The sequence below is a fragment of the Pseudomonas xantholysinigenes genome (assembly GCF_014268885.2).
Taxonomy (GTDB): Bacteria; Pseudomonadota; Gammaproteobacteria; order Pseudomonadales; family Pseudomonadaceae; genus Aquipseudomonas; species Aquipseudomonas xantholysinigenes.
This window is the reverse complement of the sequence record NZ_CP077095.1, coordinates 3,839,309-3,862,083: the sequence shown is the minus strand read 5'-3', so window position 1 is coordinate 3,862,083 and position 22,775 is coordinate 3,839,309. Positions and strand designations below refer to the sequence as shown.

Genomic DNA, 22,775 nt, shown 5'->3' with positions numbered 1-22,775 from the left:
TAAGACTGCTTGGAGGTCTAATTGAACAAAGACATGAAAATCCTCATCGTTGACGACTTTTCGACGATGCGGCGGATCATCAAGAACCTGTTGCGTGATCTGGGCTTCACCAACGTCAAGGAAGCCGATGACGGCAACACGGCACTGCCGATGCTCACCAGTGAGCACTTTGACTTCCTGGTAACTGACTGGAACATGCCGGGCATGACCGGTATCGACCTGCTGCGCGCGGTTCGTGCCGATGAGCGTCTCAAGCACCTGCCGGTGTTGATGGTCACCGCCGAAGCCAAGCGCGAGCAGATCATCGAAGCGGCCCAGGCCGGGGTCAATGGCTATGTGGTCAAGCCTTTCACCGCCCTGGCGCTGAAAGAAAAGATCGAGAAGATCTTCGAGCGCGTCAACGGCTGAGTCACGTCAGGGGGCGCCATGGAGTCAATCAACAACTCGCTGGGTGAGTTCGAATCAACCCTGAAGAAGCATGCCCAGGAACTGGTCGAGAGCCTTGAGCGCGGCCGGTTCGGCGAGGCCGTGCAGCTGATCCACCAACTGAACCAGACCCGCGACCGCGGCCTGTACCAGGAGGTGGGCAAGCTTACCCGCGAGCTGCACAGCGCGATCGTCAGCTTCCAGATCGACCCGGAGATGCCGCAGGCCGAAGAGGTCTCGCAGATCACCGATGCCACCGAACGCCTCTCTTACGTGGTGCGCCTCACCGAAGGCGCCGCCAACCGCACCATGGACCTGGTGGAGGAGAGCACGCCGGTGCTCAACGCGCTGGCGACCGAGGCCCAGGACCTGTCCGCCGATTGGCAGCGCTTCATGCGCCGCGAAGTGGCGGCGCCGGAGTTTCGTGAGCTGGTCAAGCGTGTCGACAGTTTCCTGACGCACAGCGCCGAGGGCAACCGCAAGGTGTCCGGGCACCTCAACGACATTCTGCTGGCTCAGGACTATCAGGATCTGACCGGCCAGGTGATCAAGCGGGTGACCGCGCTGGTTACCGAAGTAGAAAGCAATCTGCTCAAGCTCGTGCTGATGGCCAGTCAGGTCGACCGCTTTGCCGGCATCGAACATGACCACCAGCAGCTGCGTGCTGAAAAAGATCAAGAAAAACATCCGACTCGGGGTGAAGGTCCGCAGATTCATGCCGATAAGCGTGAAGACGTCGTGTCCAGTCAGGACGATGTCGATGATCTGCTGTCCAGCCTGGGTTTTTAAGGAGCACGTTTAATGAGCTTCGGCGCCGATGAAGAAATCCTCCAGGATTTCCTGGTAGAAGCCGGCGAAATCCTCGAGCAACTGTCCGAGCAACTGGTCGAGCTGGAAAGCCGACCCGATGACGCGGACCTGCTCAATGCGATTTTCCGCGGTTTCCACACTGTAAAAGGGGGCGCCGGCTTCCTCCAGCTCAACGAGCTGGTGGAGTGCTGCCATATCGCCGAGAACGTGTTCGACATCCTGCGCAAAGGTGAGCGCCGGGTCGACGCGGAGCTGATGGACGTTGTGCTCGAGGCGCTCGATACGGTCAACAGCATGTTCGGCCAGGTCCGCGAGCGCAGCGAAGTGACCCCGGCCACTCCGGAACTGCTGGCGGCGCTGTCGCGCCTGGCCGAGCCCGGTGGCGCGCAAGCCCAGGCACCGGTGGTCGAGGCCGAGCCGGTTGTCGAGGCACCATCTGCCGAAGCGGATATCACCGACACCGAGTTCGAGCAGTTGCTCGACTCGCTGGATGCGGTCAAGGCCGAGGCGGCTGTCCATGAGCAGTTGCAGGGCGAGTCGGTCGGTGGCGAAGGTGACGAGATCACCGACGCCGAGTTCGAATCGCTGCTCGACCAGTTGCATGGCAAGGGCCAGTTCTCGGCTGAAGTCGCCGCCAGCGAGCCCGTTGCCGCTGCGCCGGCCAGCGACGAAATCACCGACGACGAGTTCGAATCGCTGCTTGACCAGCTGCACGGCAAAGGCACCTTCACCGTCGAGGCCCTGCCGGGCGCCACGGCTGCCGCCAGTGCCGCGCCGACCGCGGCGGCTGGCGACAATATCAGCGAGCACGAATTCGAGGCGCTGCTGGACCAGTTGCACGGCAAGGGCAAGTTCTCCGGCGACGCCGTCGCCGCCGAGGCGCCAGCTGCCGCTGTGGCCGCCGCTCCGGCCGCGGCCAAGGTCGAAGCCAAGCCTGTCGCCAAGCCAGCACCGGCGGCACCTGCTCCTGCGGCCAAGCCTGCGGCCCCGGCCCGAGCCCCGGCGCCGGCTGCCGACAAGCACGGCGCCAGCGAAGCGGAAACCACCGTGCGCGTCGATACCGCGCGCCTGGACGAAATCATGAACATGGTCGGCGAACTGGTGCTGGTGCGTAACCGCCTGGTACGCCTGGGGCTCAACAGTGGCGACGAGGCCATGTCCAAGGCCGTGTCCAACCTCGACGTGGTCACCGCCGACCTGCAGACCGCAGTCATGAAGACCCGCATGCAGCCGATCAAGAAGGTCTTCGGGCGCTTCCCGCGCCTGGTCCGCGACCTGGCTCGGCAGTTGAAGAAAGAGATCAACCTGGAGCTGGTCGGCGAAGAGACCGACCTCGACAAGAACCTGGTCGAGGCGCTGGCCGACCCGCTGGTGCACTTGGTGCGCAACGCCGTCGACCATGGTGTCGAGATGCCCGATGAGCGCGAGGCCTCCGGCAAGGCGCGCACTGGCCGCGTGGTGCTGTCCGCCGAGCAGGAAGGCGACCACATCCTGCTGTCGATCTCCGACGACGGTAAGGGCATGGATCCGAGCATCCTGCGCGCCAAGGCTGTGGAAAAGGGCCTGATGGACAAGGACGCGGCCGACCGCCTGAGCGAATCGGACTGCTACAACCTGATCTTCGCCCCAGGCTTCTCGACCAAGACCGAGATCTCCGACGTGTCCGGCCGTGGCGTCGGCATGGACGTGGTGAAGACCAAGATTTCCCAGCTCAACGGCTCGATCAATATCTTCTCGGCCAAGGGCCAGGGATCGAAGATCGTCATCAAGGTGCCGCTGACCCTGGCGATCATGCCGACGCTGATGGTGATGCTGGCCAACCAGGCGTTCGCCTTCCCACTGGTCAACGTCAACGAGATCTTCCATCTCGACCTGTCGCGCACCAACGTGGTCGACGGCCAGGAAGTGGTGATCGTTCGCGACAAGGCCTTGCCGCTGTTCTACCTCAAGCGCTGGCTGGTCCAGGACCACGAGCACGAGGAACAGCACGAAGGCCATGTGGTGATCCTCTCGGTCGGCACCCAGCGCATTGGCTTCGTGGTCGACCAGTTGGTCGGCCAGGAAGAGGTGGTGATCAAGCCGCTGGGCAAGATGCTGCAGGGCACCCCGGGCATGTCTGGCGCCACCATCACCGGTGACGGCCGGATCGCGCTGATCCTCGACGTTCCGAGCATGCTCAAGCGTTACGCCGCCCGGCGTATTTGATTTCGGTGGCGCGCCCTGGCGGGTGCGCTGCCTAATGGAGTGTTTATGGCAGTCAAGGTCCTGGTGGTGGATGATTCCGGTTTCTTCCGCCGCCGTGTCTCGGAAATTCTCTCGGCGGACCCGACGATCCAGGTCGTGGGTACCGCGACCAACGGCAAGGAAGCGATCGACCAGGCGCTGGCGCTCAAGCCCGATGTCATCACCATGGACTACGAAATGCCCATGATGGACGGCATCACCGCGGTGCGACACATCATGCAGCGCTGCCCGACGCCGGTGCTGATGTTCTCCTCGCTCACCCACGAAGGCGCCCGGGTGACCCTCGACGCCCTGGATGCCGGTGCGGTCGACTACCTGCCGAAGAACTTCGAGGACATCTCGCGCAACCCGGAAAAGGTCAAGCAGATGCTGTGCGAGAAGGTGCATACCATTTCGCGCAGCAACCGCCGTTTCAGCGCGTACTCCAGCCCGGCGCCGGCCGCCGCGCCGGCCCCGGCCAGCAGCCATGCGCCGACCAGCAGCTTCGCCAGCACCGCGCCTGCGCGCCCAGCCGCACCGGCCCGCGCCGCGGCACCGGCTGCCGCGCACTCGCCAGCGCCCAAGCGCAAACCGTACAAGCTGGTTGCCATCGGCACTTCCACCGGTGGCCCGGTGGCGCTGCAGCGGGTGCTGACCCAGCTGCCTGCCGGATTCCCGGCGCCGATCGTGTTGATCCAGCACATGCCGGCGGCCTTCACCAAGGCCTTCGCTGAGCGCCTGGACAAACTATGCAAGATCAGCGTCAAGGAAGCCGAGGACGGTGACGTGCTGCGCCCGGGCCTGGCACTGCTGGCCCCAGGTGGCAAACAGATGATGGTCGATGGCCGTGGCACGGTGAAGATCCTGCCAGGCGACGAGCGCCTGAACTACAAGCCATGTGTCGACATCACCTTTGGCTCGGCCGCCAAATCCTACGGTGACAAGGTGCTCTCGGTGGTGCTCACCGGCATGGGCGCCGACGGCCGCGAAGGCGCGCGCCTGCTCAAGCAGGGCGGCAGCACCGTGTGGGCGCAGGATGAGGCCAGTTGTGTGATCTATGGCATGCCCATGGCCATCGTCAAGGCCAACCTGGCCGATGCCGTGTACAGCCTGGACGAGATCGGCAAGCACCTGGTCGAGGCGTGCGTCTGATGGATGTGCTTAGCCTTATTGGCCTGATCCTCGCCTTTGTCGCCATCGTCGGCGGCAATTTCCTCGAGGGCGGCCACGTCGGCGCGCTGCTCAACGGCCCAGCAGCCTTGATCGTGCTCGGCGGTACCTTGGCGGCGGCCTTGCTGCAGTCGCCGCTGTCGTCGTTCAAGCGCGCCTTGCAGATCGTGCGCTGGATCTTCTTCCCGCCACGGGTCGACCTGGTCGGTGGCATCGACCGGGTGGTGAACTGGAGCCTGACCGCGCGCAAGGAAGGCCTGCTGGGTCTGGAAGGGGTGGCCGACGCCGAGCCCGACCCGTATGCGCGCAAGGGCCTGCAACTGCTGGTCGACGGCGCCGAGCCCGAGGCCATCCGCAGCATCCTCGAAGTCGACTTCCTGACCCAGGAAGCCCGCGACATCCAGGCCGCCAAGGTGTTCGAGAGCATGGGCGGCTACGCGCCGACCATCGGTATCATCGGTGCGGTCATGGGCCTGATCCATGTGATGGGCAACCTGGCCGACCCGTCGCAGTTGGGCAACGGCATTGCCGTGGCCTTCGTCGCCACCATCTATGGCGTGGCCAGCGCCAACTTGATCCTGCTGCCGATCGCCAACAAGCTCAAGGCCATCACCCTGCGCCAGTCGCGCTACCGCGAAATGCTGCTGGAGGGCCTGCTGTCGATCGCCGAAGGCGAGAACCCGCGCTCGATCGAGCTGAAGCTGCAAGGCTTCATGGAGTAAGCCATGGCCCGCCGTCGTCACACCGAGGAACATGAAAACCACGAACGTTGGCTGGTGTCGTATGCCGACTTCATCACCTTGCTGTTCGCCTTCTTCGTGGTCATGTACTCGATTTCCTCGATCAACGAGGGCAAGTACAAGGTCATCTCCCAGGCGCTGATCGGGGTGTTCAACGACCCCGATCGGACCATGAAGCCTATCCCCATCGGCGAGGAGCGGCCGCTGTCGGTGCGCCCGGCCGAGCCATTGATCAGGGACAGCGAGCAGACCGACGCGGGCCTGGCGCAAAGCAGCGCCGACCCGCTGCAGACCATCAGTGACGATGTCCGCGATGCCTTCGGCGACTTGATCAAGTCCAACCAGATGACCGTGCGCGGCAACGAGCTGTGGATCGAGATCGAGCTCAATTCCTCGCTGCTGTTCGCCAGTGCCGATGCCATGCCCAGCGATGTCGCCTTCGAGATCATCGAAAAGGTGGCGAAGATCCTCAAGCCGTTCGCCAACCCGGTGCATGTCGAGGGCTTTACCGACAACCTGCCGATCCGCACCGCCCAGTACCCGACCAACTGGGAACTGTCGTCGGCGCGGGCGGCGAGCATCGTGCGCCTGCTGGCCATGGAAGGGGTCAACCCGGCGCGCATGGCTTCGGTGGGCTATGGCGAGTACCAGCCGGTGGCCAGTAACGACAGTGCCGAGGGCCGTGCGCGTAACCGCCGGGTGGTCCTGGTGATTTCACGCAACCTCGAGGTGCGTCGCAGCCTGACCGGTAGCGGCAGCGCCAATGCCACCCCTGATGCCGCGTTGCGCCGGGCTGGCACACAAAGTGCACCAGCCACGCCAGCATCGGTGGCGGGGCCATAACTCGTCAATTCTCTGTCGCCGCGTGCCTGTGGGAGCCGGTTTCCACAGGGTTCGGCGACATTAACGAGTCAAGAGTTGTCCTATGAGAGTCTGGGCAGTAGCCAATCAAAAAGGTGGCGTCGGCAAGACCACCACTACCATTGCCCTGGCCGGCCTGCTGGCCGAGGCGGGCAAGCGCGTGGTCGTGGTCGACCTCGATCCGCACGGCTCGATGACCAGCTACTTCGGGCATAACCCCGACGCGCTCGAGCACAGCTGCTACGACTTGTTCCTGCACAAGGGCACGGTGCCCGAGGGCCTGCCGGGTCAATTGTTGCTGCCGACCAGCGACGAGCGCATCTCGTTGCTGCCGTCGAGCACCGCGCTGGCGGTGCTGGAGCGTCAGTCGCCGGGCCAGAGTGGCCTGGGCCTGGTCATTGCCAAGAGTCTGGCGCAGCTGTGGCAGGATTTCGACTTCGCCCTGATCGACAGCCCGCCCTTGCTGGGCGTGCTGATGGTCAACGCCCTGGCGGCCAGCCAGCAGTTGGTGATCCCGGTGCAAACCGAGTTCCTTGCGGTCAAGGGCCTGGAACGCATGGTCGGCACCCTGGGCATGATCAACCGCTCGCGCAAGCAGGCGCTGCCCTACCAGATCGTGCCCACATTATTCGACCGCCGCACCCAGGCTTCGCTGGGCACTCTCAAGGTGCTGCGCGACACCTACGGCGAGCAGGTCTGGCAGGGCTATATCCCGGTCGATACTCGGTTGCGCGACGCCAGCCGCAATGGCGTTACCCCATCGCAGTTCGATGGCAAGAGCCGTGGCGTGGTGGCCTACCGGGCGCTGCTCAAGCACCTGTTGACCTACCGTAACGCGTTGCAGGTGGCGTGATGAATCAGGCCCGGCCTATTACCAGCAAGCCACAGTTGGCCCTGCAGTCCTACCTCGATGGGTTGCTGCAGGAGGCTACAGAATCATTCGACCTGCCGGAGCAAGTGCCGGTAGCCAGCCCGCCAGTGGTAGAGGCAGCGCCCAGCGATGAGTTCGAGGCGGCCGTGCGCGAGGAACAGGCTCGCGATGCCCAGCGCGAGGAGGCCCCGTTACCTGCGCCAGTGCGTCCTTTCGCTGAACCGCAGGTCAAGGTCCTGCCGACGGTATTGCCCCCGGCACCTCCCGTTGCGGCACCGATCGTCAGCGTGGAGGCCGAAACCAGCATTGCGCCGCAGATCAGCGCTCCGGCCGCCGAACCAGTGGCACCGTTGGTCGAGCTGCGCGCCCCGGTCGCGCCCGCCGCGCCGACCCCGCCGGCAACGGTCGACGGCCGTCCGGCCTGGGCCGCAGAACCTTTCGAATGCCTGCTGTTCGACGTGGCTGGCCTGACCCTGGCGGTGCCGCTGGTTTGCCTTGGGTCGATCTACACCCTGGCCGGCCAGGAGCTGACACCGCTGTTCGGCCAGCCGGACTGGTTCCTCGGCATCCTCACCTGCCAGGCGGGCAATCTCAAGGTGCTCGACACGGCGCGCTGGGTGATGCCGGATCGCTACCGCGACGATTTCCGCCAGGGCCTGCAATACGTGATTTCGGTGCAGGGCTACGAATGGGGATTGGCCGTGCACCAGGTCAGCCGCTCGTTGCGCCTGGACCCGAACGAGATCAAGTGGCGCAGCCAGCGCGGGCAGCGCCCATGGCTGGCCGGCACGGTGATCGAACACATGTGCGCGCTGCTAGACGTGGCCGAACTGGCCGAGCTGATCGCCAGTGGCGCGGTCAAGCAGATGAACACCAAACACAACTGAATCAACGCCGCTACTGCCGCGGCTACACAGAGCACACCGCCAAAGGCGGATTTAGAGGGCTAGGGGAATGAAAAAGTCGTCTGCACAAGGTTCCGAAGATCCGATCCTGCAATGGGTCACCTTCCGTCTGGACAACGAGTCCTACGGCATCAATGTGATGCAGGTGCAGGAAGTGTTGCGCTACACCGAGATCGCCCCGGTACCGGGTGCGCCGAGCTACGTACTGGGCATCATCAACCTGCGCGGCAACGTGGTGACGGTGATCGACACCCGCCAGCGTTTTGGCTTGATGTCCAGCGAAGTCACCGACAACACCCGCATCGTCATCATCGAGGCGGACAAGCAGGTGGTCGGCATTCTCGTCGACAGCGTTGCCGAGGTGGTGTACCTGCGTCAGTCGGAGATCGAGACCGCGCCGAATGTCGGCAACGAAGAGTCGGCCAAGTTCATCCAGGGTGTGTGCAACAAGAACGGCGAGCTGCTGATCCTGGTCGAGCTGGACAAGATGATGACCGAGGAAGAGTGGTCCGAGCTGGAGAACATCTGAGTTGATCTTCGAGGTTGCTGTCATCTTCCTGGCGCTGCTCTGGGCGCTGAGCTTGTGGTTCTTCCTCAACTACAGCAAACGCCAGCGCGAGCTGGCCGCCCAGCAGGCCCAGGGCGATGCGCTGCGTGACCAGCGCATCAAGGACCTGGCCAAGCGCCTGGACGACTACCAGAACGGCACCGTGCGCATGGGCGAGGCGATCCATGAACTGCGCGCGGTGGTCGCGCCGTTGCCCGAGAAGCTGCAGCAACTCGAGCAGCGCGATCCCAACAGCGTCACCTTCACCCAGGCTGCCAAGCTGGTGGTGATGGGCGCCAGCGTCGAGGAACTGACCCAGACCTGCGGATTGACCCAGGCCGAGGCGCAGTTGATGAGCAAGCTGCACCGCGGCGAGTGATGAAGCGGGCGATGGACGTCGCCCGCTTTTGTCAGGCTGGGTCCAGGAGTGTCCGTTGCCGACTTCTACTAACCGACTGAAAGCCTGGTCACGGTACCGTGCTTTCTCAAGGGCGACTCTCAGAATCGCAGACTATTTCGCGGAATGACTTCGTTCAGGCTGGAGGTAGTTCTGAGCTGGTGCCTGTGCCTTGATCTGGGCGAGGCACGGGCACATTGTGCTTGAGCAACCAAGCCTTGATGGCTTGCGCCACCTCCCAGTCCGGGCCTGGGGTGTTGGCCAGTTGGCCGCATACGGACTGCCTGCCAACGGTATTGATTCCGTTCGTGGTCACCTCGTTCCTCCTGGATACCGGCGTCGGCAATGCGCCTCGGTCGCGAAGGAGCCTAGAGATGGTTGTTTGTTGGCTGTTACTGCTCAGTAACCTTGGGCATTGCCCACGGCGATCACCTGTTCCAGGGGCAGCAGACGCCTTTCGGCGCGCTCCTGGGCGGCGGTGTCGAACAATGCCTCCTCATGCAGTAACGGCAGGTTGTTCAGGTCCATGATGTTCCTGAACGTGCGCAACTGCTGCAGGCGTTGGTCTATGACATGGTTGAGCACACCGGGGCCAGTCATCATGTTGAGCTTCTTGGTATAGATTTGGTACGCCGCTTTGTCCGAAGGTGGTGGCTTGATCTGGTAGAACTCCTGCCCCCCTGGCGCTTGATAGCGACGAAGGATCTCGTCGGAAATATCGTTCAGGACCGGGTTGGCGGCGTGGCTGCCGATCATGCTGGTGTTGTAGCTGGTGTACATGCCCAACTGCTGGTTGCACACCGGGCTCCTGAGCAGCAGCCCATCGGGCGTGGCATTCAGTGATACTGCATCCAGACGCGCGCGTGGTGGTGGGCCCTCGTCCAGCAGCAGGTGATCGTCCATGTCCAGGTAGATACCGCCTTCACTGTGGAGAATGCGATAGCGCAGGATATCGGAGGCGGACGAGAAGTTGCTGGCCACACCGCCGTTGCCTGCGATGGCCGCCTGGTACTGGTTGAAATAATCGCTGTTCTTGAACAAGTCGTAAAAGCCCTGGCTCTCCAGCTGTTTCACTTTCAGGCCGCCCGCTATTCGGCTTTGCAGCAGCGCCATGTTCTGTTGATACGCGACCTTGTTAGTGGTGGAGAGGTAAAGCGTCAGCACGTAGTCGCTATTGCGAAGCACCTGGATGTTATGGTCCAGCGCGGTCAAATAGTCGCCAGCGATGACTTTGTCGCCAACCCAGATACTGAACAGCCGCTTGGGTATGGCTTCACCAGGCGTGACGCCCAATGCCTCAAAGTCTACGGGTAAGGTAATCTCCACCCCGAGCGCACGCAGCGTGCGGGAGCGCGATGCGGGGGTGGCCTGGCGTGATGGCTCGGTGTTGCGCACTAGCGTGCTGGCCTGGGGATTGTCAGCATCTGGCTGAGCAATGAAGTCCTGCCCGGCTCGCGCCTGGTCGGGGTAATAGAGGACGAAACTGTCACGCTGTGCGTCGTACACGAGCATTTCCATGCCCCTGCCCAGGTCACCGTACAACCGATCGCCGGTGCCAAACGCGCGGCCCCGTATGACGGCAGCGGCGACATGTGGGTCGGCTTCGCTGCCCATATCGCTGGTGTGCTCGCTGACTGTCGCCAGGTCCTGAAAATAAGGCAGCGTCGTCTGCTCAGGCAGGTGGGGAGGTCCGACAGGACTCAGGAGATAGCCGACACGACCGTTCACCCTGACAGGTTTTATGAATCCAAGCGAATGATTGCCAAATAACGTCCTGCTGGCCCTGATCCCCTTGGTGATACCCGGTGCGGCGTTGAGCAGGCCGAACGCAGCCTGCCAGGCACCGTCTTCCTGCTGTTCGAGGTGTTTGTCGTTGATGGCCTGGTCCAGTCCTACGCCAAACTGTGCCGCACCGGCGACGGTGAGCAGAGGGATCAGTTCGGGCACCACTAGCATGAATGGCGTGAGCAAGTTCATGGTCAAGTAGAAGTAGCCGCGCCAGGTCGCCTTGCTGACCTCGCTGTCCCGGGTGATCAGGAAGCTGGCATCGTGCTCGCTGCGCCGACGTTGTTCCTGAGCCAACGCCGAGAACACATCACCTTTGATCAACGGGCTATAGGTGTCGGCTTGATAGTTGATGACGGTGTTGGGGTTCCAGTACCTCACCAGCCGATATACCGAAGTGGCAGGGGCGATTCTGCGTTGGAGCGGAAACTGGCCGAGCCCCTGAAGGACAGTGGCTAGCCCGGGGCGCGCAAGACGGTCTGGGATGTCCTGGGCACAGAAGTGTGTAAGCAATGCCGTTCTCCTGTCGGCCATACGACAAGCGAGCGCCAGCCACACGCGTAGCTGTCTGGTGCTAGCGAACTCATGAAGAGGGGAGGCGTTACCCGGGATATACAGCACGATCCGCTGACTAGCGATATCTGTCAGGCAGAGGATGTTGCTTGAACGATATCCATGGATATTGAGCATTCTGGCTTCGAACGTGCGGTCACCCTGTTTAGAGTCCACGCCTGAACGCTCGACACCTGCTGCCCGCCATGCCAGTTGGCGCGCCGATTCGCTGAGCGTGCCCTGCAAGGTTTGCTTGTTGCACGCCGCGAGGAAGGCGATGCGGGCCGCGAGGGCATAGCTGTCTTCAGATTGCCGCCAGAACGTGGCGAGCTGATCCTTGAATACGTCCTGGAACTCCAGCTTCCAGATGAAGGCCTGGAACGCTTTGGCATCGAGGTCGACGAAAGTGCTGGCGTCATAGCGCATGGGCGTTTGCTGGTGAAACAGACCGTGGAAAACACTGTGGTCATCGATATCTTCGAGCAAGCCGCCCTTGGGCAACTGTTCGACTATGGTGATCTGAGCGTCGCTGAATGCACTGGCCCAGGAAACATGGCCATGGGGCCAGAGCAGGTCGGGCAGCATGCCGAGCAGGCTGATGGCACTCAGCGGTCGCATGCCTTGCGCTATTGCATTCTGCACCGTGAGTGCTGTGGACTGGTCCTGCCAATTGGTCAGCAACGCCTCGGTCATGGTCATTTGCTCGGCTATGCGCACCAGCCAGCCACGCGCTTTGTCGAACTTGTAGTGCAACGTCACAGCGAGGATGTCTTTGGGCTCTAGTCCGGGATGGTCGGCGCTCGCCCACTCACGTATCGCCTGGATAGCACTGAGGTCTGGGCGGGGCACATTGGCGAGGATGTGTTTCACATGCTGCTTGCCGGCGCTACCGACAATGGCTTGGGGGGCTTTTCCGAGGTGGTTGGTCTTGTCGTGTCGAATGTTCATCAGCGGGCGATCCGGGCAAGGGAGAGGCCATGATCAACCCGGTACGCAAGTCACAAGTGGTATGTATTGCTGTTGGGGGCCACAGGTCGCTGCAACCGTCTCTACCGGCTTTCGGGCGATGGCAGCAAGCGAGACGCAGGCGAGATGTCCCGGGTCGAGGCTTGTTGGTCGTTGAATCCCGGCGGTACCTTGCCACGCAACTGCCAGGCGAAGGCGATGATCTCGGCGATGGTCAGGTACAGGGCCTCGGGGATTTGCTCGCCCAGTTCCAGGCGCGCCAGCAAGCGCACCAGCTCGGCATTCTCGTAGATCGGCACCTCATGCTCACGAGCCAGGGCGAGGATGGCCTCGGCCAGTTCGTCGTCGCCTTTGGCGGTCAGGGTAGGCGCCTGCTGGCCGTCATAGCTCAGGGCGATGGCCTGGCGGGGTTGCTTGCTGCTCATGCGTTCTCGTCCACCCAACGTTGTTCCAGGCGTGTGCGCGGGCCTTGCGGTGGAGTGCCGGGATGGCATTCCAGGTCGCCCACATCCAGCCCGCGGGCCAGCAGGCGCTCGCGCAGGGCTCCCAGTTGGCTGTCGATCAGGCGTGCGGTCTGCTCGTGCTGCGCCCACAGTTGCCCCGACAAACGGCCCTTGGCCAGTTGCGCCTGGACCTGCAGCGGGCCAAGCGGCGACAGGTCGAAAGCCAGTTCGATACGCCATAGCGCTTCCAGCGGATCGTGCTGCTCGCGTTCGCGCTCGGCCTGTTGCTCCGGAGTTTCTTCGCGTTGCAGCTTGACCTGCAGAGGGATGAACTCCTGGCCGTGGCGCACCGGGATCTCGGTCTGCCAGGTGGTCTGCTGGTTGCCGTTGTCGAGGGTGCCGCTTTGCTGCAGGCTCGACAGCGAATGGCTCTGCAGCCGCGATATCGCTGCAGCCGCCAGGCGCAGCAGTTGTTGCAGGTCGCCCTCGCTTTCCAGCTTTTGCAGCAGGCGCGAGGGTAGGGGGAAGGCGCTTGGCTGCGGGCGTGGGCTGACCTGGCCGAGCATGCCCAGCGCGCTGCGGGCGAGGCCCGGCAGTGCATGGGCCAGGACCTGGGGCGCGCTGGCCAGCGCCGGATGCGCGGCGAGGGCGGCCTGCCCCGATGGATTGGGCAGGGCCTGGGCCACCAGGCGGATCAATTGTGCCTTGAGGTCCGCAGCGATGCCGCTGGCCTGGCCACCGAACAGCTTGGCCTCCAGGAAAGTGCCACTGTCGTTCAGTGCCTGGGCGAGGTTCTTCGCATCCCCCAGTTGTCGCGCCTCGGGCAGGCTGGCGAGCAGGCGTTCGGCACTGGCGCGTAGTTCAAGACCCGCATCGGGGGCGCTGGCGATGCGTTGCAGGGTGCTGAGCACACCCGTCAGCGAGGCCTGCTGGGCCTGCTGGGTCGAGAGGTGCTGGGTGACGGCCAGCTGGTCCTGGCGACCGCTCAGGGGCACGAAGCGCAACGACTGGTCGCCTTGCACCATGGCGCTGAGCAGGCTGCCCAGCGGCAGTCGGCGCGGGCTGTCGATGACCAGGGTGGCGCCGGCCTGGGGGCTGTTGAGCAGGCTTACCAGCGAGCGGAAACTGACGGGCTCGCCAACTGTCGCTGGCAGCGCCTGGCTGGTCAGGACCTTGCCCTGCAACAGGGTGCCGACCGGTACCTGGCGAGTATCGACCTGGGTCAGGGTAGCGATGTTGCCGGCGTTGCCCAGTTGCACCATGACCGCCAGGCGGTTGCTGTCGGGCTGGCTGACGATGATCTGGCTACCAGGGGCCAGGGGCTGGCTGGCATTGGCCAGCACTTGTGTCTGGTTGCCATTGGCCTGGGTGAGGCGTAGCAGCAGTTGGAAGTCCGGGCCGACCTGGCGCAGGCTGACCACCTCGGCCTCGGCGTTTTCGCCGGGCGGCAGCATGCCGGGCTGGGCCTGCAGCAGGCGCAGCAGTTCACCGGTCATGGCGGCCTTGGCCACCTGTGGGCTCACCGTGGTTTGTGCGCCGAGACTATTGATTTCAGTCATGATTGTATACAACCTGTTGAACCCGCCCTCTTGGCAGGGCGGCACCGCGTGTAATAATGCCGCCTGCCCGCCACTGCCAGTATAACGGCAGGGCTTGAGGCGACTTGAGACAAGGGGGTGCGATCAGGCCCCATACTGCATAAGGCGATACCGTGACCCTTCACCTCCAAGCCGCCGGCCTGGCCTGCGAGCGCGACTGGCGACTGCTCTTCGAGCACCTGGACTTCGAGCTGCGCCCCGGCGACATGCTGCAGATCGCCGGCCCCAACGGCAGCGGCAAGACCAGCCTGCTGCGCCTGCTGGCCGGGCTGATGCAACCCACCGCCGGGCAGATCCTGTTCAATGGCCAGCCTTTGGCCGAGCAGCGCCACGCCCTCGCCAGCATGTTGCTGTGGATTGGCCACGCCGCCGGGATCAAGGACTTGCTCACCCCGGAGGAAAATCTCGCCTGGCTGTGCGCCTTGCACCGGCCGGCCGGCCGCGACGCGATCTGGCAGGCCCTGGAGGCCGTCGGCCTGCGCGGCTTCGAGGATGTCCCCAGCCATACCCTGTCGGCCGGCCAGCAACGTCGCGTGGCCCTGGCTCGGTTGTACCTGGACAGCCCGCCGCTGTGGATCCTCGATGAACCCTTCACCGCCCTCGACAAACAGGGCGTGGCCCAGTTGGAAGCGCACCTGGCGGCCCACTGCGAACAGGGCGGCACCGTGGTGCTGACCACCCATCACACGCTCGCGCGCAAGCCTGACGGCTATCGCGAGCTGAACCTGGGGCAATGGGCGGCATGAGCGTATTTGTTCTTCTGTTGCGCCGCGAGGCGCGCCTGTTGTTCCGTCGCCCGGCGGAGCTGGCCAACCCGCTGGTGTTCTTTGCCATCGTGGTGGCGCTGTTCCCATTGGCGGTCGGCCCCGAGACGCAATTGTTGCAAACCTTGTCGCCGGGCCTGATCTGGGTCGCGGCCCTGCTGGCCGTGTTGCTGTCGCTGGACGGGTTGTTCCGCAGCGATTTCGAGGACGGCTCGCTGGAGCAATGGGTGCTGTCGCCCCACCCGCTGGCGCTGCTGGTGTTGGCCAAGGTGCTTGCGCACTGGATCTTTTCCGGGCTGGCGCTGGTATTGTTGGCGCCACTGCTGGCGCTGATGCTTGGCCTGCCTGCCGCCTGCCTGCCGGTGCTGCTGGCCTCGCTGCTGCTGGGCACCCCGGTGCTGAGTTTGCTGGGCGCGGTGGGCGCGGCGCTGACGGTCGGTCTCAAGCGTGGCGGCCTGCTGCTGGCGTTGCTGATTCTGCCGTTGTATATCCCTGTATTGATCCTGGGCAGTGGCGCGTTGCAAGCGGCATTGCAGAATATGCCGGCCACCGGTCATCTGCTCTGGCTCGCCAGCCTGACTGCCCTGGCCGTGACACTGGCACCCTTTGCGATAGCGGCCGGGCTGAAGATCAGCGTCGGCGAATAACGAGTCCCGGGCACCGCAGCCCGGCCAATACCCTGGATGTACCCTGATGAAAATTAGCTGGACGTGGTTCCACAAGCTGGGCTCCCCCAAATGGTTCTATGCCATCAGCGGCCGCATGCTGCCGTGGCTGGCCGTCTCCGCCATCGTGCTGCTGTTGGTTGGCATCACCTGGGGCCTGGCCTTCGCCCCCCAGGACTACCAGCAGGGCAACAGTTTCCGCATCATCTATATCCACGTGCCCGCGGCGATGCTGGCGCAGTCGTGCTATGTGCTGCTGGCGGTGGCCGGGGTGGTGGGGCTGGTGTGGAAGATGAAACTGGCCGATGTCGCGCTGCAGTGCGCGGCCCCCATTGGCGCCTGGATGACCGCGGTGGCACTGGTGACCGGGGCGATATGGGGCAAGCCGACCTGGGGTAGCTGGTGGGTGTGGGACGCGCGTCTGACCTCCATGCTGATCCTGCTGTTCCTGTATTTCGGCATCATCGCCCTGGGCCAGGCCATCAGCAACCGCGATAGCGCCGCTAAGGCCTGCGCGGTACTGGCGATCGTCGGTGTGATCAACATCCCGATCATCAAGTACTCGGTGGAGTGGTGGAACACCCTGCACCAGGGCGCCACCTTCACCCTCACCGAAAAGCCGGCGATGCCGGTGGAGATGTGGGCGCCGCTGCTGATCACCGCGCTGGGCTTCTATTGCTTCTTCGGCGCGGTACTGTTGCTGCGCATGCGCCTCGAGGTGCTCAAGCGCGAGGCCCGCGCCAGCTGGGTGCGCGATGAGGTGTTGAACAGCCTGGGCCGGGAGGCGGCACGATGAGCTTCGCGTCCTTCAGTGATTTCCTGGCCATGGGGCACCATGGCCTGTACGTCTGGTCGGCCTACGGCATCTGCCTGGCGGTGCTGGCGCTCAATGTCGCAGCGCCCCTGCTGGCCCGCCGTCGCTACCTGCAAGAAGAGGCGCGTCGTCTGCGCCGGGAGAACAAACCGTGAATCCGCAGCGCAAGAAACGCCTGTTCATCATCCTCGGCCTGCTGGCCGGTGTCGGCGTGGCGGTGGGCTTCGCCCTCAGCGCCCTGCAACAGAACATCAACCTGTTCTACACCCCGACCCAGATTGCCAACGGCGAGGCGCCGCTGGACACCCGCATTCGCGCCGGCGGCATGGTCGAAAAAGGCTCGGTGCAGCGCTCGGCCGACTCGCTGGACGTGCGCTTCGTGGTCACTGACTACAGCAAGTCGGTGCCGATCACCTACCGCGGCATCCTCCCTGACCTGTTCCGCGAAGGGCAGGGCATCGTCGCCCTCGGCAAGCTGAACGCCGACGGCGTGGTGGTGGCCGACGAGGTGCTGGCCAAGCACGACGAGAAGTACATGCCGCCCGAGGTCACCAAGGCCCTCAAGGAAAGCGGCCAGGCCGCCACTGGTGGGGAGACCAAGCCATGAACGCAGCCCTGGTGATTCCTGAACTGGGCCAGCTGGCGATGATCCTGGCGATCTGCTTCGCCGCCGTGCAGGCCAGCGTGCCGCTGCTCGGCGCCTGGCGTGGCGACCGCCTGTGGATGAGCCTGGCGCGCCCTGCGGCGTGGGGCCAGTTCGCCTTCCTGGCGTTCGCTTTTGCCTGCCTGACCCACGCCTTCATGACCGACAACTTCTCGGTTGCCTATGTGGCCAGCAACTCCAACAGTGCCTTGCCCTGGTACTACAAGTTCAGCGCCGTGTGGGGCGCCCACGAGGGCTCGCTGCTGTTGTGGGCGCTGATCCTCGGTGGCTGGACCTTCGCCGTGTCGATCTTCTCGCGCCAGTTGCCGCAGGTGATGCTGGCCCGGGTGCTGGCGGTGATGGGCATGATCAGCGTGGGCTTCCTGAGCTTCCTGATCATCACCTCCAACCCGTTCTCGCGCCTGTTGCCACAGGTGCCGGGTGATGGTCGCGACCTCAATCCGCTGCTGCAGGACTTCGGCCTGATCGTCCACCCGCCGATGCTGTACATGGGCTATGTCGGCTTCTCGGTGGCTTTCGCCTTCGCCATCGCCGCGCTGCTCGGTGGGCGCCTGGACGCTGCCTGGGCGCGTTGGTCGCGGCCCTGGACCATCGTTGCCTGGGCCTTCCTCGGCGTGGGCATCACCCTGGGCTCGTGGTGGGCCTATTACGAGCTGGGCTGGGGCGGCTGGTGGTTCTGGGACCCGGTGGAAAACGCCTCGTTCATGCCCTGGCTGGTGGGTACGGCCCTGATTCACTCGCTGGCGGTCACCGAGAAGCGTGGCGTGTTCAAGAGCTGGACCGTGCTGCTGGCCATCGCCGCGTTCTCGCTGAGCCTGCTGGGCACCTTCCTGGTGCGCTCTGGCGTGCTGACCTCGGTGCATGCCTTTGCCGCAGACCCGTCGCGCGGCATCTTCATCCTGATCTTCCTGCTGTTCGTGGTCGGTGGTTCGCTGACCCTGTTCGCCCTGCGCGCGCCGGTGGTCAAGAGCCAGGTGGGCTTTGCCTTGTGGTCGCGGGAAACCCTGCTGCTGGCCAACAACCTGGTGCTGGTGGTGGCGGCCTCGATGATCCTGCTGGGTACCCTCTACCCCTTGGTGCTCGACGCCCTGACCGGCGCCAAGCTGTCGGTCGGACCGCCGTATTTCGACGCCTTGTTCCTGCCGCTGATGGCACTGCTGATGCTGGTGCTCGGCATTGGCGTGGTGGTGCGCTGGAAGGACACCCCCGGCAAATGGCTGGCCGGCATGCTGACTCCGGTGCTGATCGGCAGCGCGGTGTTGGCGCCGCTGGCCGGGTTGCTGGTCGATGACTTCGACTGGCCGGCCCTGAGCGTGTTCGCTTTGGCTGCATGGGTGGTGCTCAGCGGTGTGCGCGACATACTCGACAAGACCCGGCACAAGGGCCTGGTCAAAGGCCTGGCAGGCCTCAACCGCAGCTACTGGGGCATGCAGCTGGCGCACCTGGGCCTGGCGGTGTGCGCCCTGGGCGTGGTGCTGTCGAGCAACAACAGCGCCGAGCGCGACCTGCGCATGGCGCCTGGCGAAACCGTCGAACTGGGCGGTTATCACTTCCTGTTCGAAGGCGCCAAGCACTTCGAGGGGCCGAACTTCATCTCCGACAAGGGCACCGTGCGGGTGTCCCGCGAAGGCCGCGAAGTGAGCGTGCTGCACCCGGAAAAACGCCTGTACACCGTGCAGCAGTCGATGATGACCGAGGCCGGCATCGATGCCGGCTTCACCCGCGACCTGTACGTTGCCCTGGGCGAGCCGCTGGAAAACGGCGCCTGGGCGGTGCGGGTGCATATCAAACCCTATGTCCGCTGGATCTGGCTGGGCGGTCTGCTGACCGCGCTGGGCGGCTTCCTGGCGGCCCTCGACCGGCGCTACCGCGTCAAGGTCAAAGCCCGGGTGCGTGAGGTGCTGGGCGTGTCTGGAGCAACTGCATGAAGCGTTGGATCATGGTAGTGCCACTGGCGGTGTTCCTGCTGGTGGCGGTCTTTCTCTACAAGGGGCTGTTCCTCAAGCCCGACGAGTTGCCTTCGGCGATGATCGGCAAGCCGTTCCCGACGTTCTCGCTGGCGACGGTACAGGGTGAGCACACCCTGACCCAGGCCGACCTGCTGGGTCGCCCGGCGCTGGTCAATGTATGGGGCACCTGGTGCCCCTCGTGCAAGGTCGAGCATCCGTACCTGAACCAGCTGGCCGGGCAGGGCGTGGTGATCCATGGGGTCAACTACAAGGACGACAACGCCGCCGCGCTGAAATGGCTGGCCGAGTTCCACAACCCCTACCAGCTGAATATCGCCGATCCACAGGGCTCGCTGGGCCTGGACCTGGGCGTGTACGGCGCGCCGGAAACCTTCCTGATCGACGCCAAGGGCATCATCCGCTACAAGCATGTCGGCGTGGTCGATGCCACGGTGTGGCGCGAGCAGCTGGCGCCGCTGTACCAGGGGCTGGTCGACGAGGCCCGACCATGAAACGCTGGCTTGCAGCCGTAGTCCTGGGCTTGAGCCTGGCCGGGGTGGCCAAGGCCGCCATCGACACCTACCAGTTCCGCGACGAGGCCGAGCGCGCGCGCTATCAGCAACTGACCAAGGAACTGCGCTGCCCGAAGTGCCAGAACCAGGACATCGCCGACTCCAACGCGCCGATCGCCGCCGACCTGCGCCGCGAAATCTTCCGCATGCTCGGCGAAGGCCAGAGCAACCAGCAGATCGTCGACTTCATGGTCGACCGCTACGGCGATTTCGTGCGCTACAAGCCGGCGCTCAGCGGGCGCACCTGGCTGCTCTGGTTCGGCCCGGGGATCCTCCTGGCCGGGGGCTTCGTGGTGCTGGCGGTGATCGTCCGCCGGCGCCGTGGCCAAGCCGTGGCCGGCACCACCGAACTGTCCGCCGACGAACGCGAGCGTCTCGCCAAACTGCTGGAAAAAGAACGTACCCATGACTGAATTCTGGCTTAGCGCGGGCCTGCTGCTGCTCGCCGCCCTGGCATTTCTGTTGTTGCCGATCCTGCGCGGTCAGCGCCGTCAGCAGGCCGAACAGGACCGTACCGGCCTCAACGTGGCGCTCTACCAGGAGCGTGTCGCCGAACTGGCCGCCCAGCAGGCCGCCGGTGTGCTCGATGCGCAGCAGCTGGAAAAGGGCCGCGACGAAGCTGCCCGCGAGCTGCTGGCCGATACCGAACGCGACGAGGTAGCCCGCCAGGGCCACCTGGGCAAGGTCATCCCGCTGCTGGCGGCGCTCCTGGTGCCGGCCATGGCACTGGGGTTGTACCTGCACTTCGGCGCGGCGGACAAGGTCGAGCTGACCCAGGAGTTCGCCCAGGCGCCGCAGTCGATGCAAGAGATGACGACCCGTCTGGAGCGGGCCGTGCAGGCACAGCCTGATTCGGCCGAAGGCTTGTATTTCCTTGGGCGCGCCTACATGGCCGAGCAACGCCCGGCGGATGCCGCCAAGGCATTCGAGCGTGCGGTGGCCCTGGCCGGGCGTCAGCCCGAGCTGCTCGGGCAATGGGCCCAGGCGTTGTATTTCGCCAGCGACAAGCAATGGAACAGCCAACTGCAGGGGCTCACCGACGAGGCGCTCAAGGCCGACCCGCGGGAAGTCACCAGCCTGGGCCTGCGCGGCATTGCCGCGTTCGAGGGTGAGCGCTACCAGGAAGCCATCGACTTCTGGAACCGTCTGCTGGCCTTGCTGCCGGAAGGCGACGCCTCGCGCGCCGCGTTGCAGGGTGGTATCGACCGAGCCGCCGACAAGCTCAAGGCCGGGGGCGGCAAGGTCGTCCAGGCCGCGCGGCTGAAAGTGCGGGTCGAGTTGGCCGCCGCGCTCAAGGACAAGGTGCGTGCGGACGACACCGTGTTCATCTTCGCCCGCGCGCTCAAGGGCCCGCCGATGCCCCTGGCGGCCAAGCGGGTGACGGTGGCGCAATTGCCGATCGAGGTGGAGCTGTCGGATGCCGATGCGATGATGCCGCAGATGAAACTGTCGGACTTCGCTGAAGTCCAACTGGTTGCCCGTGTCTCCCGCGCCGGGCAGCCAACCCAGGGTGAGTGGAAGGGCCAGAGCGCGCCGTTGGCCACCGGTACCCAGGGCACCCAGCATGTGACCATCGACAGCCCCGACTCATAAGAGAGCACCCCCATGAACAGCACCGTCCGCCTGACCCTGATTTCCCTGGCCCTGGGTCTTTGCGCGTGTACGGTGCAGCAGCCGGGTGAGCGCGAGCCGCTGCCGCCCATCGAGACCACGCCGCCGCCACACCAGGGGCCGGTGGTCAAGCCGTTGCCGGGCGGCCAGCCCGGCAGCCAGCCGAGCAAGCCAGCGGCGATTCCCAAACCTATGCCGCGTACTTCTGCGAGCTTCGCGCCGCCGCCCGGCGGTGCCAGCCACTGGGACCCTAAATTGGGCGTCTACGTGCTGGAGAAACAGCCTAACACCTTCTATCGCCAGCGCACCTATTACCGCTGGAACAACGGCTGGAGCTGGTCGTTGAGCCCCAACGGGCCGTGGCAGGACACCGACAGCAGCGGTGTGCCGGGTGGTTTGGGGCGCGCGTTCGGGCAATAGCTGCCTTGGGCTCGCAATAGGGCTGGCAGCTGGCATACTCCCTCTTCGCATTCAACCGGAGGGTGGCATGAGCAAGACAGTCCTGGTGCTGGTGGAAACCGTCGATGACTACCTGCCGCTATTGGAACGGGCCGGCTATCGCTTGATTCGCGCACCGTCGCCACAGATGCGTGCCGACGCCATTGCCCGGCATGGCGACGAGATCGATGCCGTGTTGACCCGGGGCCCGTTGGGGCTGAGCGCCGCTGAGATCGCGACCTTGACCAAGCTGCGGATCATTTGCGTGATCGGCGCTGGCTACGAGCAGGTCGACCTGGTCGCCGCCGCGGCGCGAGGCATCATCGTCACCAACGGCGCCGGGGCCAACGCCGGACCGGTCGCAGACCATGCCATGGCCTTGTTGCTGGCGCTGTTGCGTGATATTCCCCGGGCCGACGCCAGCACCCGGCGTGGCGAGTGGAACCGGGTGATCAGCCCGTCGGTGAGTGGCAAACGCCTGGGCATCATCGGCCTGGGCGCGGTTGGCCAGGCCATTGCCCGCCGTGCCAGCCAGGGCTTCGACATGAATGTCAGCTACCACAGCCGCACGCCCCGTGCCGAGGTGCCTTACACCTGGTACGACAGCCCTCTGCACCTGGCCGACGCGGTGGACATCCTGGTGGTGGCCACGCCCGGCGGCAACGGCACCCGCCACCTGGTCGATGCCGCAGTGCTCGAGGCGCTGGGTGCCGAGGGTTACCTGGTCAACATCGCCCGGGCCAGCGTGGTCGATACCGATGCGTTGGTCGGCGCCTTGCGCGGCGGCGTGATCGCTGGGGCGGCGCTGGATGTATTCGATGACGAGCCAGCAGTGCCGGATGCCCTCAAGGCACAGGGCAACACGGTGCTCACGCCGCACGTGGCGGGGCAGTCGCCGGAGGCGGCGCGTGACACGGTGGCCCTGGTGCTGCGCAACCTGCAGGCGTTCTTCGCCGGCGAGCCGGTGTTGACCCCGGTTCGTGCCTGATCCCTTTATCAATGCC

At 64.6% G+C, this 22,775-nt stretch carries 24 protein-coding genes; 21 read left to right on the top strand and 3 right to left on the bottom strand.

From position 1 onward, the window contains the following. Window positions 1-33: 33 nt before the first annotated feature. The 10 genes from HU772_RS17105 (at window position 34) to HU772_RS17060 (ending at window position 8,932) form a co-directional block, all read left to right on the top strand. Window positions 34-408, top strand: a complete 375-nt coding sequence (locus tag HU772_RS17105; protein WP_023630863.1) for a chemotaxis response regulator CheY — start codon at window positions 34-36, stop codon at window positions 406-408. 18 nt (window positions 409-426) lie between these two features. Then, window positions 427-1,215 carry a protein phosphatase CheZ gene (locus HU772_RS17100; RefSeq protein WP_186660825.1) on the top strand — a complete coding sequence of 263 codons (789 nt, stop codon included), beginning with the start codon at window positions 427-429 and terminating at the stop codon, window positions 1,213-1,215. A 12-nt stretch (window positions 1,216-1,227) separates the two neighbouring features. Beyond that, window positions 1,228-3,441 (top strand): chemotaxis protein CheA, encoded by a 2,214-nt coding sequence (locus HU772_RS17095; protein ID WP_186660823.1) that lies wholly within the window; start codon window positions 1,228-1,230, stop codon window positions 3,439-3,441. Between the two features lie 45 nt (window positions 3,442-3,486). Beyond that, entirely contained in the window at window positions 3,487-4,611 is a 1,125-nt protein-coding gene (locus tag HU772_RS17090) for a protein-glutamate methylesterase/protein-glutamine glutaminase (protein ID WP_186660821.1), read from the top strand. Next, window positions 4,611-5,351: a flagellar motor protein gene (locus tag HU772_RS17085; protein ID WP_134693815.1), complete on the top strand. Its 741-nt coding sequence runs from the start codon at window positions 4,611-4,613 to the stop codon at window positions 5,349-5,351. Before HU772_RS17090 ends, HU772_RS17085 begins: the two co-directional genes overlap by 1 nt. A 3-nt stretch (window positions 5,352-5,354) precedes the next feature. Continuing rightward, on the top strand, window positions 5,355-6,212 hold the full coding sequence (gene motD / locus HU772_RS17080; RefSeq protein ID WP_186660819.1) for a flagellar motor protein MotD: 858 nt from the start codon (window positions 5,355-5,357) through the stop codon (window positions 6,210-6,212). Window positions 6,213-6,294: 82 nt separating this feature from the next. Next, the gene (locus tag HU772_RS17075) at window positions 6,295-7,083 is read left to right on the top strand and encodes a ParA family protein (protein ID WP_186660817.1); all 789 of its coding nucleotides are present in this window, start codon (window positions 6,295-6,297) and stop codon (window positions 7,081-7,083) included. Continuing rightward, complete coding sequence (locus tag HU772_RS17070) at window positions 7,083-7,988, top strand: CheW domain-containing protein (protein WP_186660815.1); 906 nt, start codon at window positions 7,083-7,085, stop codon at window positions 7,986-7,988. Before HU772_RS17075 ends, HU772_RS17070 begins: the two co-directional genes overlap by 1 nt. A gap of 67 nt (window positions 7,989-8,055) precedes the next feature. Then, on the top strand, window positions 8,056-8,535 hold the full coding sequence (locus HU772_RS17065; RefSeq protein WP_023630607.1) for a chemotaxis protein CheW: 480 nt from the start codon (window positions 8,056-8,058) through the stop codon (window positions 8,533-8,535). Between the two features lies 1 nt (window position 8,536). After that, window positions 8,537-8,932, top strand: a complete 396-nt coding sequence (locus HU772_RS17060; RefSeq protein WP_186660813.1) for a DUF2802 domain-containing protein — start codon at window positions 8,537-8,539, stop codon at window positions 8,930-8,932. 417 nt (window positions 8,933-9,349) lie between these two features. Here HU772_RS17060 and HU772_RS17055 read toward each other — a convergent pair whose 3' ends face one another. The 3 genes from HU772_RS17055 to fliK all read right to left on the bottom strand — a co-directional run bounded on the left by HU772_RS17055 (window position 9,350) and on the right by fliK (window position 14,255). Next, complete coding sequence (locus tag HU772_RS17055) at window positions 9,350-12,235, bottom strand: dermonecrotic toxin domain-containing protein (protein WP_186660811.1); 2,886 nt, start codon at window positions 12,233-12,235, stop codon at window positions 9,350-9,352. A 101-nt stretch (window positions 12,236-12,336) separates the two neighbouring features. After that, window positions 12,337-12,678, bottom strand: coding sequence for an EscU/YscU/HrcU family type III secretion system export apparatus switch protein (locus tag HU772_RS17050; protein ID WP_186660808.1), 342 nt, complete (start codon window positions 12,676-12,678; stop codon window positions 12,337-12,339). Further along, entirely contained in the window at window positions 12,675-14,255 is a 1,581-nt protein-coding gene (gene fliK, locus HU772_RS17045) for a flagellar hook-length control protein FliK (RefSeq protein ID WP_186660806.1), read from the bottom strand. The genes HU772_RS17050 and fliK overlap by 4 nt, the downstream gene beginning before the upstream one ends. A 152-nt stretch (window positions 14,256-14,407) precedes the next feature. Between fliK and ccmA the strand changes: the two genes are divergently transcribed. The 11 genes from ccmA (at window position 14,408) to HU772_RS16990 (ending at window position 22,759) form a co-directional block, all read left to right on the top strand. Further along, complete coding sequence (gene ccmA / locus HU772_RS17040) at window positions 14,408-15,040, top strand: cytochrome c biogenesis heme-transporting ATPase CcmA (RefSeq protein ID WP_186660804.1); 633 nt, start codon at window positions 14,408-14,410, stop codon at window positions 15,038-15,040. After that, complete coding sequence (ccmB, locus tag HU772_RS17035; RefSeq protein WP_186660802.1) at window positions 15,037-15,705, top strand: heme exporter protein CcmB; 669 nt, start codon at window positions 15,037-15,039, stop codon at window positions 15,703-15,705. Before ccmA ends, ccmB begins: the two co-directional genes overlap by 4 nt. A 46-nt stretch (window positions 15,706-15,751) precedes the next feature. Continuing rightward, complete coding sequence (locus HU772_RS17030) at window positions 15,752-16,519, top strand: heme ABC transporter permease (protein WP_186660800.1); 768 nt, start codon at window positions 15,752-15,754, stop codon at window positions 16,517-16,519. Next, a complete protein-coding gene (gene ccmD / locus HU772_RS17025) occupies window positions 16,516-16,692 on the top strand; it encodes a heme exporter protein CcmD (protein WP_046854700.1) in 177 nt (58 codons plus the stop codon). The genes HU772_RS17030 and ccmD overlap by 4 nt, the downstream gene beginning before the upstream one ends. Further along, a complete protein-coding gene (ccmE, locus tag HU772_RS17020) occupies window positions 16,689-17,144 on the top strand; it encodes a cytochrome c maturation protein CcmE (protein WP_186660798.1) in 456 nt (151 codons plus the stop codon). Before ccmD ends, ccmE begins: the two co-directional genes overlap by 4 nt. Window positions 17,145-17,155: 11 nt before the next feature. After that, window positions 17,156-19,129, top strand: a complete 1,974-nt coding sequence (locus HU772_RS17015) for a heme lyase CcmF/NrfE family subunit (RefSeq protein ID WP_186660915.1) — start codon at window positions 17,156-17,158, stop codon at window positions 19,127-19,129. Beyond that, a complete protein-coding gene (locus tag HU772_RS17010) occupies window positions 19,126-19,662 on the top strand; it encodes a DsbE family thiol:disulfide interchange protein (RefSeq protein WP_186660796.1) in 537 nt (178 codons plus the stop codon). The genes HU772_RS17015 and HU772_RS17010 overlap by 4 nt, the downstream gene beginning before the upstream one ends. Further along, window positions 19,659-20,135 (top strand): cytochrome c-type biogenesis protein, encoded by a 477-nt coding sequence (locus HU772_RS17005; protein ID WP_186660795.1) that lies wholly within the window; start codon window positions 19,659-19,661, stop codon window positions 20,133-20,135. The genes HU772_RS17010 and HU772_RS17005 overlap by 4 nt, the downstream gene beginning before the upstream one ends. Continuing rightward, window positions 20,128-21,315: a c-type cytochrome biogenesis protein CcmI gene (gene ccmI, locus HU772_RS17000; RefSeq protein ID WP_186660794.1), complete on the top strand. Its 1,188-nt coding sequence runs from the start codon at window positions 20,128-20,130 to the stop codon at window positions 21,313-21,315. The genes HU772_RS17005 and ccmI overlap by 8 nt, the downstream gene beginning before the upstream one ends. A 12-nt stretch (window positions 21,316-21,327) precedes the next feature. Next, the gene (locus HU772_RS16995) at window positions 21,328-21,753 is read left to right on the top strand and encodes a hypothetical protein (protein ID WP_186660792.1); all 426 of its coding nucleotides are present in this window, start codon (window positions 21,328-21,330) and stop codon (window positions 21,751-21,753) included. Between the two features lie 67 nt (window positions 21,754-21,820). After that, window positions 21,821-22,759, top strand: a complete 939-nt coding sequence (locus HU772_RS16990; RefSeq protein WP_186660791.1) for a 2-hydroxyacid dehydrogenase — start codon at window positions 21,821-21,823, stop codon at window positions 22,757-22,759. Window positions 22,760-22,775 lie beyond the last annotated feature (16 nt).

Coding starts and splice junctions, on each gene's coding strand:
- HU772_RS17105 (WP_023630863.1), top strand. CDS start 34: ATGAAAATCCTCATCGTTGACGACTTTTCGACGATGCGGCGGATCATC.
- HU772_RS17100 (WP_186660825.1), top strand. CDS start 427: ATGGAGTCAATCAACAACTCGCTGGGTGAGTTCGAATCAACCCTGAAG.
- HU772_RS17095 (WP_186660823.1), top strand. CDS start 1,228: ATGAGCTTCGGCGCCGATGAAGAAATCCTCCAGGATTTCCTGGTAGAA.
- HU772_RS17090 (WP_186660821.1), top strand. CDS start 3,487: ATGGCAGTCAAGGTCCTGGTGGTGGATGATTCCGGTTTCTTCCGCCGC.
- HU772_RS17085 (WP_134693815.1), top strand. CDS start 4,611: ATGGATGTGCTTAGCCTTATTGGCCTGATCCTCGCCTTTGTCGCCATC.
- motD (WP_186660819.1), top strand. CDS start 5,355: ATGGCCCGCCGTCGTCACACCGAGGAACATGAAAACCACGAACGTTGG.
- HU772_RS17075 (WP_186660817.1), top strand. CDS start 6,295: ATGAGAGTCTGGGCAGTAGCCAATCAAAAAGGTGGCGTCGGCAAGACC.
- HU772_RS17070 (WP_186660815.1), top strand. CDS start 7,083: ATGAATCAGGCCCGGCCTATTACCAGCAAGCCACAGTTGGCCCTGCAG.
- HU772_RS17065 (WP_023630607.1), top strand. CDS start 8,056: ATGAAAAAGTCGTCTGCACAAGGTTCCGAAGATCCGATCCTGCAATGG.
- HU772_RS17055 (WP_186660811.1), bottom strand. CDS start 12,235: ATGAACATTCGACACGACAAGACCAACCACCTCGGAAAAGCCCCCCAA.
- HU772_RS17050 (WP_186660808.1), bottom strand. CDS start 12,678: ATGAGCAGCAAGCAACCCCGCCAGGCCATCGCCCTGAGCTATGACGGC.
- fliK (WP_186660806.1), bottom strand. CDS start 14,255: ATGACTGAAATCAATAGTCTCGGCGCACAAACCACGGTGAGCCCACAG.
- ccmB (WP_186660802.1), top strand. CDS start 15,037: ATGAGCGTATTTGTTCTTCTGTTGCGCCGCGAGGCGCGCCTGTTGTTC.
- HU772_RS17030 (WP_186660800.1), top strand. CDS start 15,752: ATGAAAATTAGCTGGACGTGGTTCCACAAGCTGGGCTCCCCCAAATGG.
- ccmD (WP_046854700.1), top strand. CDS start 16,516: ATGAGCTTCGCGTCCTTCAGTGATTTCCTGGCCATGGGGCACCATGGC.
- HU772_RS17010 (WP_186660796.1), top strand. CDS start 19,126: ATGAAGCGTTGGATCATGGTAGTGCCACTGGCGGTGTTCCTGCTGGTG.
- HU772_RS17005 (WP_186660795.1), top strand. CDS start 19,659: ATGAAACGCTGGCTTGCAGCCGTAGTCCTGGGCTTGAGCCTGGCCGGG.
- ccmI (WP_186660794.1), top strand. CDS start 20,128: ATGACTGAATTCTGGCTTAGCGCGGGCCTGCTGCTGCTCGCCGCCCTG.
- HU772_RS16995 (WP_186660792.1), top strand. CDS start 21,328: ATGAACAGCACCGTCCGCCTGACCCTGATTTCCCTGGCCCTGGGTCTT.
- HU772_RS16990 (WP_186660791.1), top strand. CDS start 21,821: ATGAGCAAGACAGTCCTGGTGCTGGTGGAAACCGTCGATGACTACCTG.